A 13,490-nucleotide genomic window follows, 5' to 3' on the forward strand; every position below is an offset into this window, starting at 1 on the left:
CGTGGCCTACGACCCACCGCTCTCGGGGATCGAGATTCTCGACCTGACCGCCGGACCCATCACGGCCATCGGCCGGCTTCTGGCCGATCTCGGTGCCCACGTGACGTCCGTGCACCTGGCCGGCGTGACCGCGGCAGACACCACCGGACCACGCGTCGACGGGGTGCCCATCGGCACGGCCATCAACCGCCATGGCAGCCCCACGGTGGAGATCGATCCGTCGACACCGGCCGGACAGCAGTCATGGGCGGACATGCTGGCGACAGCGGACATCCTCATCGAGAACACGCGCCCCGGGTCGGTGGCCGAAGAGTCGTTGGCGGTCAAGCAAATTCATGCTGACCATCCGTCACTGGTCATCCTGTCCGTCAGCGACTTCGGGCGCGACACGCGTTATCGCAACTGGCAGGCCACCACGCCCGTACTGCACGCGTTGACCAGCGAGCTGTCCCGCTCGGGAATCCCGGGCCAGGCACCGCTGGTGCCGCCGAGCGCGGACCTGCCCTATCACGTCGCCGCAGCCCAGGCCGCCTTCTTCACACTGTGCGTGTTTCTGGACCGGTTACGCACGGGCACCGGCGATCTCATCGATTTCTCCGTACTCGAAGGGGCGATGCAGACCCTCGACCCGCCGTTCGGCACGGCGGGCAGCGCCGCCGCGGGTGTACCGATCAGCGAACAGAAACGGGACTGGATCGCCGAGCAGCAGCGCTACCCGATCATCAAATGCAAGGACGGCCACATCCGCATCTGTGTCCTGGCAAAGCGCCAGTGGCAGGGCATGTTCAACTGGATGGGGCGCCCCGAGGAGTTCGCCGATCCGAAATTCAACAGTCTCCGCGAGCGTTTCGCATCCGCGACCTTGTTCGGGGCCATCGAGCAGTTCTGTTCCGACAAGACCCGCGCGGAACTGGAACTCGCGGGGCAACGGCACGGGGTGCCGACGGCGGCGGTGCTGAGCCTGGCCGAGTCGCTGTCCACGGAACAGGTTGCGGCGCGCGGCTTCTTCCGCGAGACAGAGCTCTCCCCTGGCCTGAGCGCACCGGTGCCGGTCGGCGTGGTGGAGATCGACGGGCACCGGGCCAGCGGGCTGAACATCAAGACACCGAGCCGTCGCCGACTCCGCGACGCGCCCACGCTCACCACGCGCGACCGCGGCGGTCTGGGGCTGCCGCTGGAGGGGCTGCGCATACTGGACCTCGGCGTCATCGTCGTCGGCAGTGACACCGGCCGGCTGTTCGCCGATCTCGGCGCGGACGTGGTCAAAATCGAGAATTCGGCCTTCCCGGACGGGTTGCGGATCAGCCTCACCCGCATGACGCAGGCCTACGCCGCAGGCCACCGGAACAAACGGTCGATCGGCATCGACCTCCGGTCCGACGAAGGCCGGGTGTTGGCACACCGACTGGTCGCGCAGTCCGACGTCGTCTTGAGCAACTTCAAACCCGGTGTGGCGGCCGCACTGGGCATGGACTTCGCCACGCTGCAGCAGATCAATCCGGGCATCGTCGTCGTCGACAGCTCGGCCTACGGACCCACCGGGCCGTGGGCGAAGCGACTCGGCTACGGCCCGTTGGTCCGTGCCGCGGCGGGCTTCACCGACTTGTGGACGTACCCCGACGATCCGGATGCCTTCTGCGACACCGTCACCGTGTACCCCGATCACGTGGCTGCGCGGATCGGCGCGCTGAGTGCGCTTGCGCTGCTGCTGCGCCGCGAACGCAGCGGCGGCGGTGGCGCGGCGAGCATTGCCCAGGCCGAAGTGATGCTCAGTCACCTGGCCGACGACATCGCCGGCGCGGTGCTGACAAGTCGTGGTCATGTTCCCGACGACCAGCCGGCACACGACGCGCCATGGGGCCTGTTTCCGGGCGCGAGTGAGGACACCTGGATCGCCGTGACGGTCCGCGATGACACCGACTGGTCCGCCCTGTGCACGGTGATCGACCGGCCCGACCTCGGCGCCGATGCCGAGCTGGGTTCGCGCGGCGGGCGGGACCGTCAGCGCGCACGGATCGATGAGGCACTCAGCGCATGGACCTCTCAGCGCACCCCGGTGGACGCGATGGCTCAGTTGCAGGCCGCGCGTGTGCCTGCCGGGGCCGTGCTGCATGCCGCCGAGGTCCCCACCTGGGATTACTACGTGGAGCGCCGGGCATTCCGCGAGGAACTGCATCCGCACGGCGCGGCACCGTTCATGATGGAGAACGTGCAAATCCATGCTGACCTCATCCCGGATCCCCCGCTGGGGCAGGCGCCGCTGCTCGGGGAGCAGACTCGCGAGGTCGCGGCCGAACTGCTCGGGCTGGACGACGACATGATCGACGAACTCATTACCCGCGGCGTGCTCGAAGTACCTGCGGCAGCGGCACATTCGGGACGGTAGCCGACACCCGCAATGGAAATCGACTTCACCCGGCTTCGCTACTTCGTCGCTGTCGCGGAAGAGCTGCACTTCAAACGCGCCGCCGACCGGTTGATGATCACCCCACCGCCGCTGAGCAAGCAGATCAAGCTACTGGAGCGCGAACTCGGTGGGGAGCTGTTCGAGCGGACGTACCACGAGGTCCGCCTGACACCGCTGGGCGCGCAGCTGCTGGAACCGGCACGCGACATCCTGCGCCGGGTCGAGGACCTGAAGGCCACCGCGTCACGAATCACGCAGGCGACCAATCCCATTCGTATCGGGGCGACCGCCTACGCACCATCGGATTTCCTGTCCAGGTTCGAGCAGGCAGTGGCCGGCCTGGCGATGCCCACCGAGTACAGCATGCCCGGGTCGGCGGCGGAGGTCATCGCCAAACTCGTCTCTGGGCACGTCGACCTCGGCCTGATCCACTTGCCGTCCGCGGACAAACGCATACGTCATCGCGTCGTGGCCAGCTATCCGGGCGCGGCGGCGGTGCGGTTCGACGATCCATTGGCCACCAATGACATCATCGCCATCGAGGACCTCCGCGACCGCGACGTCGTGATCGATTTCGCCAGGCCCAATCCGATCGTGCTGGCCCAGATGACCCGGGGCCTCAACGAGCGCGGCGTCACGCGCATCGTGCGGACGCTCGGTCAGCTGGGCGGCGAGCTGGAGATGGCCAGCCACGTGTTCAATCGCTATCTCGTCGCGCTGGTCAGCTATGCACCGGCATCGGCACTCGGCCGCATCTTCTCGCCGCCCGAATTCAAGCTGATCCCGATCGATGAAAGCACCTGGGCGCCGGCCAAAATCGCGCTGGCCTGGGCGCCGGACCGGCTGGCCGACCCCGCCGAAGTCGAAGCGGTCGTCGAGCAGCTCGTCACCAGCCTCGCCGAGCTCTGATGGTCCCACTCTCGCCGTTACGTGTCAGCGCCCAGCGGTAGGCTGCCTCGGCAGACAAGCTCCGCCTCGATAGCCCCGGAAGGTTCGGTACCGTGCCCGACGCCGATGACGTGCGCCGCATCGCGCTGTCCCTCCCCGAAACCACCGAGAAGGAGCGTTGGGGCCATCCGACGTTCGACGTCGCGCGCAAGATGTTCGTCACCGTGCCCGACGATGAGACCTCTTTTGCGGTGCGCTGCCCCAGGTTTGACCGCGAAGAGCTGATCGCTGCCGAACCGCACAAATTCTGGGTGCCGCGGCACGAGGCCGCGTCGGCCTGGGTTCGCGTTCGGCTGGCCGCCCTCGAGGACGTGCAGGAACTGAGCGACATTCTCACCGATTCCTGGCGCCAGGCAGCCCCGGCCAGACTCATCGAGCAAGAGGAATCCTGAAAGTCAGACCCGCTGCGCCACCCGGCCGAAGACCATGGACTCTTCGATGCGGTCGAAGCGGTGGTCGATGACGTCGAGCACGTAGTTGTGCCGCACATGCCACGGCCGGTGGGTACCGGACTTGGGCAGCGCGTGGGGGTTGCGGTTGATGTAGCCGGCATCGAGGTCGAACGTCTTCTTCTCGTCCATCGGGGCGGCACCCAGATGCGGGTACGCATGGGTGTACCCGTGCGTGTCCATGTACGTCACCAGCTTTGCGAAGGCGCGCGCCGTCATGTCGGCGCGCAGCGTCCACGACGCGTTCGTGTAACCCAGGCACCACGCCATGTTCGGCACGTCCTCGAGCAGGAACTCCTTGTAGACATACCGGTCGGACGGCGTGATCGGGACACCGTCGACAGCCAACGAGATGCCGCCGAGGGCCTGCAACTCCAGCCCCGTCGCGGTCACGATGATGTCGGCATCAACGCGCGCACCGGATTTCAGCACGATGCCGGTGGCATCGACATGAGAGATGTGGTCGGTGACAACCTCGGCGCGGCCGTCACCGATGGCGGTGAAGATGTCCCGGTCGAGCACCGCACAGAGGCGTTGATCCCACGGGTCGTACTTCGGGTTGAAGTGCACGTCCACGGGGTAGCCCGGCGGCAACGCGGCCATGGCCCGGTTGCGGATGAGGCGGCGGCCGCCCTTGGGGAATTTACGCAGCAGGTTGTAGCTCAGCACCCCGATGAGTACGTTGCGGAACCACACGATCCGGTGGGCGACCTTGCGGGGCAACAGCTTCCGGATCAGGTTGACCATCGGGTCGACCTGCCACTGGGACATCAGGTAGGTGGGCGACCGCTGCAACATGGTCACCTTCGCGGCAGTCTTGGCCATGGCGGGCACCAGGCTGATGGCCGTCGCACCACTGCCGATCACCACCACCTTCTTACCGGCGTATTCGAGCGACTCGGGCCAGAACTGAGGATGGACGACGTCACCGGTGAAGGTATCGATGCCGGGGAAATCCGGGGTGTACCCCTGGTCGTAGTTGTAGTAGCCGGTGCCGCAGAACAGGAATCGGGCGCGGTAGGCCTTGGCCTCGCCGTTCTGCCTGGTCTGCACCGTCCACGTGTCGGTCGCCGAATCCCAATTGGCCGAGAGCACATGGGTGTCGAAGGTGATGTGACGGTCGATGCCGTAGGTGTGCGCCGCGGTGGTCAGGTACTCCCGGATGTGATCGCCATCGGCGATGTTCTCCGGCCTGGTCCACGGCTGATACGGGAAGCTCAGCGTGAAGATGTCGCTGTCCGAACGGATTCCTGGATAGCGGAACAAGTCCCAGGTGCCGCCGATGCGTGCGCGCCGCTCCAGGACCGCATAGGTGGTCTGGGGGCTGCGTTGGTGCAGCCGGTATGCGGCCCCGATGCCGGAGATGCCGGCGCCGATGATCAGCACGTCGAAAAATTCGCCGCCGTCGCTACCCGTCATGAATCTCCCTTGATCTGATCCGGTACCGCCGGTTCCACCTTAGGACATCGCGGCCCTAGGCAGTCGAGCTGTGAGCCGACCCGGCGAGCAGCGCCCGCAAATGCTGATTGACCTGCTCGGGGCGCTCGAGGTTCGCACAGTGCCCACCGCCCAGCTCGACGAACGACCAGAGATTGGGGACGTTCCTGGCAATCCGCCGTGACGCCGCGATGGGCAGGAGCCGGTCCTTCGTGCTGCCGATGACCAGCGTCGGAACCGTCAGGTTGTCGAGGCCGATGTGGTGAGCATCGAGGTTGTCCACCAGAGCGTTGACCCACCCGCTGCGGCCGGCGGCGGAGGTGCCCATGAACAGTTCATAGACGTAGTCGGCAACCGCCGGGTCGGCGTCACGACCGACCGCGATCATCGCCACGAACTGGCGGGCCGCCTTGCGCGAACCCGGCACCAGCGGCGCCCCGCCGAAGGTCTTGAGGATGCGGCCGGCGGCGTAGGCCCGGGACTTCGCGAGCGAGTTCGGGACCTGCGCCAGCTGAACCAGCTTGAGCAGGTCCCCGGTGGTGGTGTTGAGCAGAGCGACGGCATGTGCGCATTCGGTGACGCGCCGCGGGTAGCGCTGCGCCCAGGACGTGATCGCGATACCGCCCATCGAGTGGCCGGCGATGACGGCCCGCTCCCCCGGCCTGAGCGTCGCCGTCAACACCGAGTCGAGGTCGGCCGCGAGAAAGTCCAGGTTGTACTTGTGGCGGCCCTTGGGCGCCCCGCTCTGCCCGTGCCCGCGGTGGTCGTAGGCAATGACCCGGTAGTCGGTCGCCAGGTCCGCGATCTGGTTGCCCCACACACCGATGGCGCAGGTGATGCCGTGAGCGAAGACGATCGGCCGGCCATGTTCGGGGCCGAAGACCTCGGCGTGCAGCCGGGTGCCGTCAACGGCCTCGATCTCCATGGAACGGCCTGGTGGCAGCGCTGCGGGACGCCCGGGTCTGACCAGCTGGGATTGACTGAAGGCGGTCATACTGCTCCGTTCGGGTTCGGCGACGTTGCCGGCGGGACATCCCGTACCAGCGAGCCTACCTAAATAACCAGCACAGGCTTCACAGCGCGACCGGCCGTGGCGTCCGACCAGGCGTCGGCGAAGCGGTCGAACCGGTATGTCCGAACCAGTTTGTCGACGGGCAACTCGCCCCGCAGGACGTGCCCGGCCAGCTGCGGGATGAAGGTGTGCGGCGCACTGTCGCCTTCGATGACCCCTTGTACCCGGAGCCCGTTGGCCAGGATCAGTCCGACAGGTAGCTCGGCGGTCAGCGCGCCCAACCCGACGAGCGCGAGGGTGCCGCATTTGCGCAGCAGGGTCAGCGCCGTGCTGATGACATCCGCCCGCGCGGTGGTGTCGACGGCGAGCGCCGCCCCACCTCCGGTGAGTTCCATGAGCTCGGCCACAAGGCTCTCCGAAGCCGGGTCGACGGCCCCGGTGGCACCCAATTCGATTGCCAGCGCCCGCCGTTCGGCGATCGGGTCGACAGCGATGATCGTGCGGCACCCGGCGATGCGCGCACCCATCACCGCCGAGAGGCCCACCGCGCCCGCACCCCACACCACCAGGACGTCGTCGGGCCGTGCCGTCAAGGTGTTCAGCACGGCTCCGACACCGGTCTGCACACTGCAGGCCAGTGGCGCCGCCAGCTGCGCGTCGATACCGTCCGGCAGCACCACCACGTTGGACGTGTTGGCCAGCGCATGGGTGGCGAAGCTCGACTGACCGAAGAATCCGCCGCGAACCGGCTGACCGTCCAGCCGCAAGGCGCTCGTGTCGTCACCACGATCGCCGGCCATGTTCAAGCGGGTCGCGTTGTCGCAGTAGGCGGGCGTGTCGGACGAGCAGGCGGCGCATTGCGAGCAGCTCGCGAAGGTCAGGACGACCTGCCGGCCGACGTCGATGCGGGCGTCCGGGCCGGCGGCCAGGACGGTGCCGGCGCCCTCGTGGCCGAAAACCATGGGCAGTCGCTTCTCCGGCCAGCGTGCCGCAGTGCTGATGTCGGTATGGCAGATGCCGACCGCATTGATGCCGACCAGCACCTCGTTGCCCCGCGGCTCGCGAATCTGGACGTCGGTGAGTTCAGGGGTCGAACCCGGGCGAAGCAACACCGCGGCACGTGCGTCGATCATGCCGGGATGTTAGATGGTGACATCCCGCGACGGAATTGAGGACACTATGCGCGCCATTCAGATCGCCCGGTTGGACGGCCCGTCAGCAGCCGAACTCAACGAGATTCCCGAACCCGACGGCAGCGGCGCCGTGGTGATCGAGGTGCACGCCGCCGGTGTCGCCTTCCCCGACGCGCTGCAGTCCCGCGGTCTCTATCAGCACAAGCCCGAGTTGCCGTACACCCCGGGCGCCGAGCTCGCAGGTGTCGTGCGCAGCGCACCCGCCGGAGCGCACGTGGTGGCCGGAGACCGGGTGGCCGCTCTGACCATGCTGTCCGGTGCGATGGCCGAAGTCGTTGCGCTACCGGCCGATCGGGTCTTCAAGCTGCCCGACACCGTGTCCTTCGAGGCCGGCGCCGGGCTGCTGTTCAACGACCTGACGGTGCATTGCGCGCTGCGCACCCGCGGTCGGCTGGCACCGGGCGAGACGGTGCTGGTGCACGGTGCCGCCGGCGGCATCGGCACGTCGACGCTGCGGTTGGCCCCGGCGTTCGGGGCGGCCCGCACCATCGCGGTGGTGAGCTCGGAGGACAAGGCCGAAATCGCCCGTGCTGCAGGCGCTTCCGATGTGGTGCTGGCCGATGGATTCAAGGATGCGGTGAGTGAGCTGACGGGTGGCCGGGGCGTCGATGTGGTTCTCGATCCGGTGGGTGGCGATCGGTTCACGGACTCCCTCCGGTCGCTGGCACCGGGTGGTCGACTCTTGGTGGTGGGATTCACCGGTGGCGATATCCCGACGGTGAAGGTGAACCGGCTGCTGCTCAACAACGTCGACGCGGTGGGTGTCGGCTGGGGTGCGTGGGCCATGACCCACCCGGGCTACCTCGCCGAGCAATGGGAGGAACTGGAGCCGCTGCTGGCGTCCGGTGCCATCATCCCGCCGGCACCCGAGGCGTATCCGCTGGAGCGCGCCGCGGATGCCATCGCGTCGCTGGAAAACCGTTCGGCCAAGGGCAAAGTAGTCGTCACGGTGCGCTGACCGGCAGCACCAGCCGAGACTGCCCGCCGTCGCCGTGCGCGACGGTGTGTACGGACGGCACCATCCGGGTGGCGGTGGCCAGCGGATCGCCGGTCCCGAGATTTCTGGCGAACCGTGGGAAACAGCCACCGGCGATCAGCAGCCGGATCCGGTGGCCGGCGGCGAATCGGTACGCAGTCGCGTCGAGCTCGAGGCGCAGCCGCGCCTCCGGGGTGTCAGCCGCGGTGAGCCGCAGGTATCCATCGGTGACATTTGTCGAATGTCCGTCGGGCGCAACGTCGCTGATCCGAACGAACACGTCGGCGTGCGGGTTGTCGGTGCGGTGGTCCAGTTCGACGTAGGGCGTACCGATGACGTCGAGATCCGCGGGCAGCACGGGGCTGGTGAAGGACAGGACATCCGAGCGCTCGGCCAGCTCGGTGTCGTCGATGTAGCCCGACTTTCCGGAAACCAGCAGGCGTCCACCGACGCTCGGCGTGGGATCGGCCGGGTCGTAGACAAATGTCGAGGGTGCGCCGCTGTCGGGCGGCGTCTCGGCCAGCGCCGCTCCAGGGTGCAGATGCCACACCATTTCCGCGACCGGTGGCGGCCACTCCTGCATGTCGAGCCAGTCACCGCCGGCGACGCAGATGCGCACCGGAGCCGCGGCGCGGCGCGACCCGTCCAACCACAGCACGGATTCTTTGATCGCTTCGGTGCCGCCCGACCCGTGAGTCCATGGCCCTACCGTGAGCGCCACATCGACGCCGCGGGCCCGCAGCCGCCGGTACTGCTCGAGCGTCTGGTCCACGAACACGTCCTGCCACCCGGTGATCAGCAGTACCGGGCCGCGCAGGTTGTCGAGTGCGGCAGCCACACCGTTCTCTGCCCAGTAGGGCGACGACGGATCCGGCTGTTCGAGCCACGCGTTGAACCACGGGGTGCGGCCGCCCAGCAATTCGGCCGCCGCCGGATCGAGCGGCAGCGTCTCCAATACCGGCTTCAGGGTTCGCGGCGTCGCCATGCCGCGAAGGATCTGACGGATCCAACCGCCACGGTGCTGCCAGGCGACCTGATAGCTCCAGCCCAGGAAGTCGCCGAGCGCGAATGATCCTGTGCTCCACACCGAATGACCGAAATCGTGCGGCGCCATGGTGATCACCGAAGTGGTCAGGTCGGCAGGCTGGTCGACCAGGAGCGCCAGCTGGGTGAAACCCAGGTAGGAGGCGCCAACAGTGGCGAATTCCCCTGTGTACCAAGGCTGTTTACGCAGCCACTCGACGGTGTCGGCGCCGTCGTCGACCTCATGGCGACCCGGCTCGAAGGCTCCTTCGGAACCGAAGGTACCGCGGGTGCTCTGCAGTATGACGTGAAAACCCTGCCCCGCGTACAGCCCGGCGAACACCCGGTTGGGCAGCCCGTCACGGCCGTACGGCCCCCGCATCAACAACGTGCCGGCCGGTTTCCGGGTCCGCGGCGCGTAGTGATCGGCCAGCAACACCGCACCGTCGCGCATCGGCACCGGCAGCGACCGTTCCACCCGGAAACTCTTGGCTCGCGGCAGACCCAAGCGGCGGGTCAGTGCGCGGGCACCGAGCCACGCCAGGGTGTCGCGTCGCACGTCGCAGTCTCCTCGTGGGTCGGGGGTCTGGACCCATTTTCCACGGCAGCAGCACATCCACAGCAATTCAGGGCCGGAACTGTGATCTGATCGACGGGGCAGGAAGCCCACGGAGGGACGAACATGGGCGGACCGATGTTGACGCGGCGACGCTTCCTCGGCAGCTCCGCGCTGGCCGCGGCGTTCGGCGCCATGCCGGGCAACGTGCAGCAGGCCCTCTCCGAACCAGTGGCGCCGAAACCGATCGAGCACGTCGTGCTGCTGATGCAGGAGAACCGCTCGTTCGACCACTATTTCGGCACCATGCCGGGCGTCCGCGGATTCGGGGATCCCAACGCAGCCACTCTTCCGAACGGCGCCAGCGTGTTTCAACAACCCGACCCGGAGAACCCCGACGGCTACACCCTGCCGTTCCACCTGGACAGCGCGACCAACAGCGTGCAGAAGATCCCGTCCACCTCACACGCCTGGTCGGTGCAGCACGAAGCACTGGCCGGCGGCCGCATGGACGGCTGGCTGCCCGCGCACCGCAAGGCCGACGGTGCGAACGGCCCGTACGTCATGGGGTACTACCAGCGCGAGGACATCCCGTTCCACTTCGCCCTGGCCGATGCCTTCACGGTGTGCGACGCCTATCACAGCTCGGTACTGGGGCCCACCTGGCCGAACCGGATGATGTGGATGACCGGCACGATCGACCCTGCCGGCCTCGGCGGCGGACCGATCATCAAGAACGTCGTGCCGCCCGGCGGTTATTCGTGGACCACCTACCCGGAACGCCTCGAGGCTGCCGGCGTCAGCTGGAAGGTCTACAGCGAGACCGACGACTACGGCTTGAACGTGTTGTCGCGGTTCCGCCAGTTCCAGCAAGCCCCACACGATTCAGCGTTGTACCGCAAAGGAATTGCGGTCTCTCCTGCCGGCTCGTTCGACGAAGATGCCCGCGCCGGCCGACTGCCGGCGGTGTCCTGGATCATTCCGAGCGCGGCGGCGTGCGAGCATCCCGACTTTCGTCCCGCCGACGGCGCCGAATTCATCGCTGACCGGATCAACGCCATCGCAGCCAATCCCGAGGCATGGGCCAAGACGGTCTTCATCCTCAGCTACGACGAGAACGACGGCCTGTTCGACCATGTGATCCCGCCGCTGCCTCCAGCCGGCACTCCGGACGAATTCGTACGCGGCCAACCGATCGGCGGTGGCTACCGGGTGCCGTGCATCATCGTCTCGCCATGGACCTCGGGCGGCTGGGTGGCCGGAGAGACGTTCGACCACACCTCGACCCTGCGGTTCCTGGAGTGGTTCACCGGTGTGCGTGAACCCAACATCTCGGCCTGGCGGCGCCGGACGTTCGGCGATCTGCGGTCCGCCCTGCGGCTCGACCAGCCGTCCGGGCAGCCTGTCGTCTTCCCCGGTGTCGACCAGGAAGTGTTGCGCGCCAACGCCTCCGACCAGCTTCCACTGCCGGCGGTGCCGCCGGTACCGCAGAGCCGGCCCGCGCAAATGCCCGGCACAAAACCGCGTGTGGGGTAGGGATTTGTGCACGATTTTTCGCGGTTGGCGCGGAAAATCGTGCACAAATCCCTAAAAAGCCGCGATCTCCAGCTCCATGACGTCGGTGTCCAGCGTCTCGATCACCTCTCGCACCGACGACAACAACGGCAGCATGTTCTTCGCGAAGAACTTCGCCACCGCGACTTTGCCGCTGTAGAACGCCTGGTCACGCTCGGCGGCACCCTCCAGTGCAGCCTGCGCAACCCCCGCGGCGAGGATCAACCGCCAGCCGATCAGCAGATCGCCCACCGCCAGCAGGAAACGCACCGAACCCAGGCCCACCTTGTACAACTGTTCGGAGTTTCCCTGGGCGGCCATGAGATAGCCCGTCAATGCCGCGGCCATCGCCTGGACATCCGCCAGCGCCGTTGCCAGCCGGTCTGTTTCGGGTTTCAGGTCCGGGCCGGCATTATCGATGGTGGCCGAGATCTGGCTCGACACGTGGGCCAGGGCCGCCCCTTGATCTCGGATGATCTTGCGGAAGAAGAAGTCCAGGGACTGGATGGCCGTGGTGCCCTCGTAGAGTGCGTCGATCCGCGCATCACGGACGTACTGCTCGATCGGGTAGTCCTGTAAGAACCCGGAACCACCCAGGGTCTGCAACGACTCGGAGAGCATCTCGTAGGCGCGCTCGGACCCGACGCCTTTGACGACGGGCAACAGCAGGTCGTTCACGCGTTGCGCCAGATCGGCGTCAGCACCCGAAACGAGTTGCGCGACATCGGGGTTCTGATATGCCGCGGTATACAGATAGACCGACCGCAGCCCCTCGGCATACGCCTTCTGCGTCATCAGGCTGCGACGAACATCGGGATGTTCGATGATCGCCACCCGCGGCGCGGTCTTGTCGGCCATGTGGGTGAGGTCCGCGCCCTGAATGCGTTCCTTGGCGTAGGCCAGCGCGTTGAGGTAGCCGGTGGACAGCGTTCCGGCGGCCTTGACACCCACCGTCATCCGCGCGTTCTCAATCACCTTGAACATCTGCGCGATGCCGTTGTGCACGCCGCCGACGAGATAACCGATGGCAGGCTTTCCGTGGGCGCCGAACGTCAGCTCGCAGGTGGGTGAGGACTTGATGCCCATCTTGTGCTCGAGGCCGGTGACGAACACGCCGTTGCGCTCGCCCAGTTCGAGGGTGTCCGGGTCGAACAGGAAGTTGGGTACGAAGAACAGGCTGAGCCCCTTGGTACCGGGGCCTGCTCCCTCGGGGCGGGCCAGCACCAGGTGGAAGACGTTTTCGGCGGTGTCACCGACATCGCCGCCGGAGATGAAGCGCTTGACACCTTCGATGTGCCAGGTGCCGTCCGGCTGCGCGATCGCCTTGGCCCGTCCCGCCCCGACGTCGGAGCCGGCGTCGGGCTCGGTCAGCACCATGGTGCCCGCCCAGCCTTTGTCCATCGCGACGCGAGCCCAATGCTGCTGCTCTTCCGTGCCGACCTCAGCGAGCGTATGAGCCATCGCCGGGCCGAGGCCGTAAAGGAACATGGCCGCGGGGTTGGCGCAGATGATCATTTCTTGCATCGCCCACACCAACGCCGCCGGCGCCGGTGTGCCGCCGGCACGCTCGTCCAGGCCGACGCGCCACCACTCTGCTTCCTTGACCGCCCGCACGGTCTTGGCCAACTGATCGGCAATGGTGATGCGGTGCTCATCGGGAAGGAACACCGGCGGGTTGCGATCGCCTTCGACGAACGGCTCCGCGATCACGCCTTCGGCGAACCGCGCGACCTCTTCGAGCATTGCGCGAGCCGTATCGGCGTCGAGATCGCCGTAACTGCCCGCATCGAGCGCCGCGCGCAGTGGCAGCACCTCGAACAGATTGAATTCGATATCGCGCACGTTGGCGATGTAGTGGCTCACGCGGCTCAGGATCCGCGCCGCCCCGCAAGGTACGCAACCGTAGGTTGCGACAACTTACGGTTACGGACCCGA

General features: G+C 67.1%; 10 protein-coding genes. 5 read left to right on the forward strand and 5 right to left on the reverse strand.

Going from position 1 to position 13,490, the window contains the following annotated elements; translation table 11 throughout:
• The first annotated feature begins 1 nt into the window (after position 1).
• The 3 genes from G6N59_RS07585 to G6N59_RS07595 all read left to right on the forward strand — a co-directional run bounded on the left by G6N59_RS07585 (position 2) and on the right by G6N59_RS07595 (position 3,747).
• On the forward strand, positions 2-2,386 hold the full coding sequence (locus tag G6N59_RS07585; protein ID WP_138231561.1) for a CaiB/BaiF CoA-transferase family protein: 2,385 nt from the start codon (positions 2-4) through the stop codon (positions 2,384-2,386).
• Between the two features lie 12 nt (positions 2,387-2,398).
• Entirely contained in the window at positions 2,399-3,316 is a 918-nt protein-coding gene (locus G6N59_RS07590; RefSeq protein ID WP_138231562.1) for a LysR family transcriptional regulator, read from the forward strand.
• A gap of 92 nt (positions 3,317-3,408) precedes the next feature.
• Positions 3,409-3,747, forward strand: coding sequence for an MmcQ/YjbR family DNA-binding protein (locus G6N59_RS07595; protein ID WP_138231563.1), 339 nt, complete (start codon positions 3,409-3,411; stop codon positions 3,745-3,747).
• A gap of 3 nt (positions 3,748-3,750) precedes the next feature.
• Here the strand turns inward: G6N59_RS07595 and G6N59_RS07600 are convergent, their stop codons facing one another.
• Genes G6N59_RS07600 through G6N59_RS07610 form a run of 3 tightly spaced genes read right to left on the reverse strand, consistent with a single transcriptional unit; the run spans position 3,751 to position 7,386 of the window.
• The gene (locus G6N59_RS07600; protein ID WP_138231564.1) at positions 3,751-5,223 is read right to left on the reverse strand and encodes a flavin-containing monooxygenase; all 1,473 of its coding nucleotides are present in this window, start codon (positions 5,221-5,223) and stop codon (positions 3,751-3,753) included.
• A gap of 55 nt (positions 5,224-5,278) precedes the next feature.
• Positions 5,279-6,235, reverse strand: coding sequence for an alpha/beta fold hydrolase (locus tag G6N59_RS07605; protein ID WP_163911053.1), 957 nt, complete (start codon positions 6,233-6,235; stop codon positions 5,279-5,281).
• A gap of 59 nt (positions 6,236-6,294) precedes the next feature.
• Entirely contained in the window at positions 6,295-7,386 is a 1,092-nt protein-coding gene (locus tag G6N59_RS07610; RefSeq protein WP_138231565.1) for an NAD(P)-dependent alcohol dehydrogenase, read from the reverse strand.
• Positions 7,387-7,432: 46 nt separating this feature from the next.
• Here G6N59_RS07610 and G6N59_RS07615 point away from each other — a divergent pair, with 46 nt between their 5' ends.
• A complete protein-coding gene (locus G6N59_RS07615) occupies positions 7,433-8,404 on the forward strand; it encodes an NADPH:quinone oxidoreductase family protein (protein ID WP_138231566.1) in 972 nt (323 codons plus the stop codon).
• Here the strand turns inward: G6N59_RS07615 and G6N59_RS07620 are convergent.
• Positions 8,391-10,004, reverse strand: coding sequence for a CocE/NonD family hydrolase (locus tag G6N59_RS07620; RefSeq protein ID WP_138231567.1), 1,614 nt, complete (start codon positions 10,002-10,004; stop codon positions 8,391-8,393). The two genes, G6N59_RS07615 and G6N59_RS07620, sit on opposite strands and share 14 nt — an antisense overlap.
• A gap of 123 nt (positions 10,005-10,127) precedes the next feature.
• Here G6N59_RS07620 and G6N59_RS07625 point away from each other — a divergent pair, with 123 nt between their 5' ends.
• Positions 10,128-11,537, forward strand: a complete 1,410-nt coding sequence (locus G6N59_RS07625; RefSeq protein WP_138231568.1) for an alkaline phosphatase family protein — start codon at positions 10,128-10,130, stop codon at positions 11,535-11,537.
• Positions 11,538-11,588: 51 nt separating this feature from the next.
• Here the strand turns inward: G6N59_RS07625 and G6N59_RS07630 are convergent, their stop codons facing one another.
• A complete protein-coding gene (locus G6N59_RS07630) occupies positions 11,589-13,418 on the reverse strand; it encodes an acyl-CoA dehydrogenase (RefSeq protein ID WP_138231569.1) in 1,830 nt (609 codons plus the stop codon).
• Between the last annotated feature and the right edge of the window lie 72 nt (positions 13,419-13,490).

Origin of the sequence: Mycolicibacterium aubagnense (assembly GCF_010730955.1) — a bacterium.
Classification (GTDB): Bacteria; Actinomycetota; Actinomycetes; order Mycobacteriales; family Mycobacteriaceae; genus Mycobacterium; species Mycobacterium aubagnense.

Coding starts and splice junctions, on each gene's coding strand:
- G6N59_RS07605 (WP_163911053.1), bottom strand. CDS start 6,235: ATGACCGCCTTCAGTCAATCCCAGCTGGTCAGACCCGGGCGTCCCGCA.
- G6N59_RS07590 (WP_138231562.1), top strand. CDS start 2,399: ATGGAAATCGACTTCACCCGGCTTCGCTACTTCGTCGCTGTCGCGGAA.
- G6N59_RS07625 (WP_138231568.1), top strand. CDS start 10,128: ATGGGCGGACCGATGTTGACGCGGCGACGCTTCCTCGGCAGCTCCGCG.
- G6N59_RS07610 (WP_138231565.1), bottom strand. CDS start 7,386: ATGATCGACGCACGTGCCGCGGTGTTGCTTCGCCCGGGTTCGACCCCT.
- G6N59_RS07600 (WP_138231564.1), bottom strand. CDS start 5,223: ATGACGGGTAGCGACGGCGGCGAATTTTTCGACGTGCTGATCATCGGC.
- G6N59_RS07615 (WP_138231566.1), top strand. CDS start 7,433: ATGCGCGCCATTCAGATCGCCCGGTTGGACGGCCCGTCAGCAGCCGAA.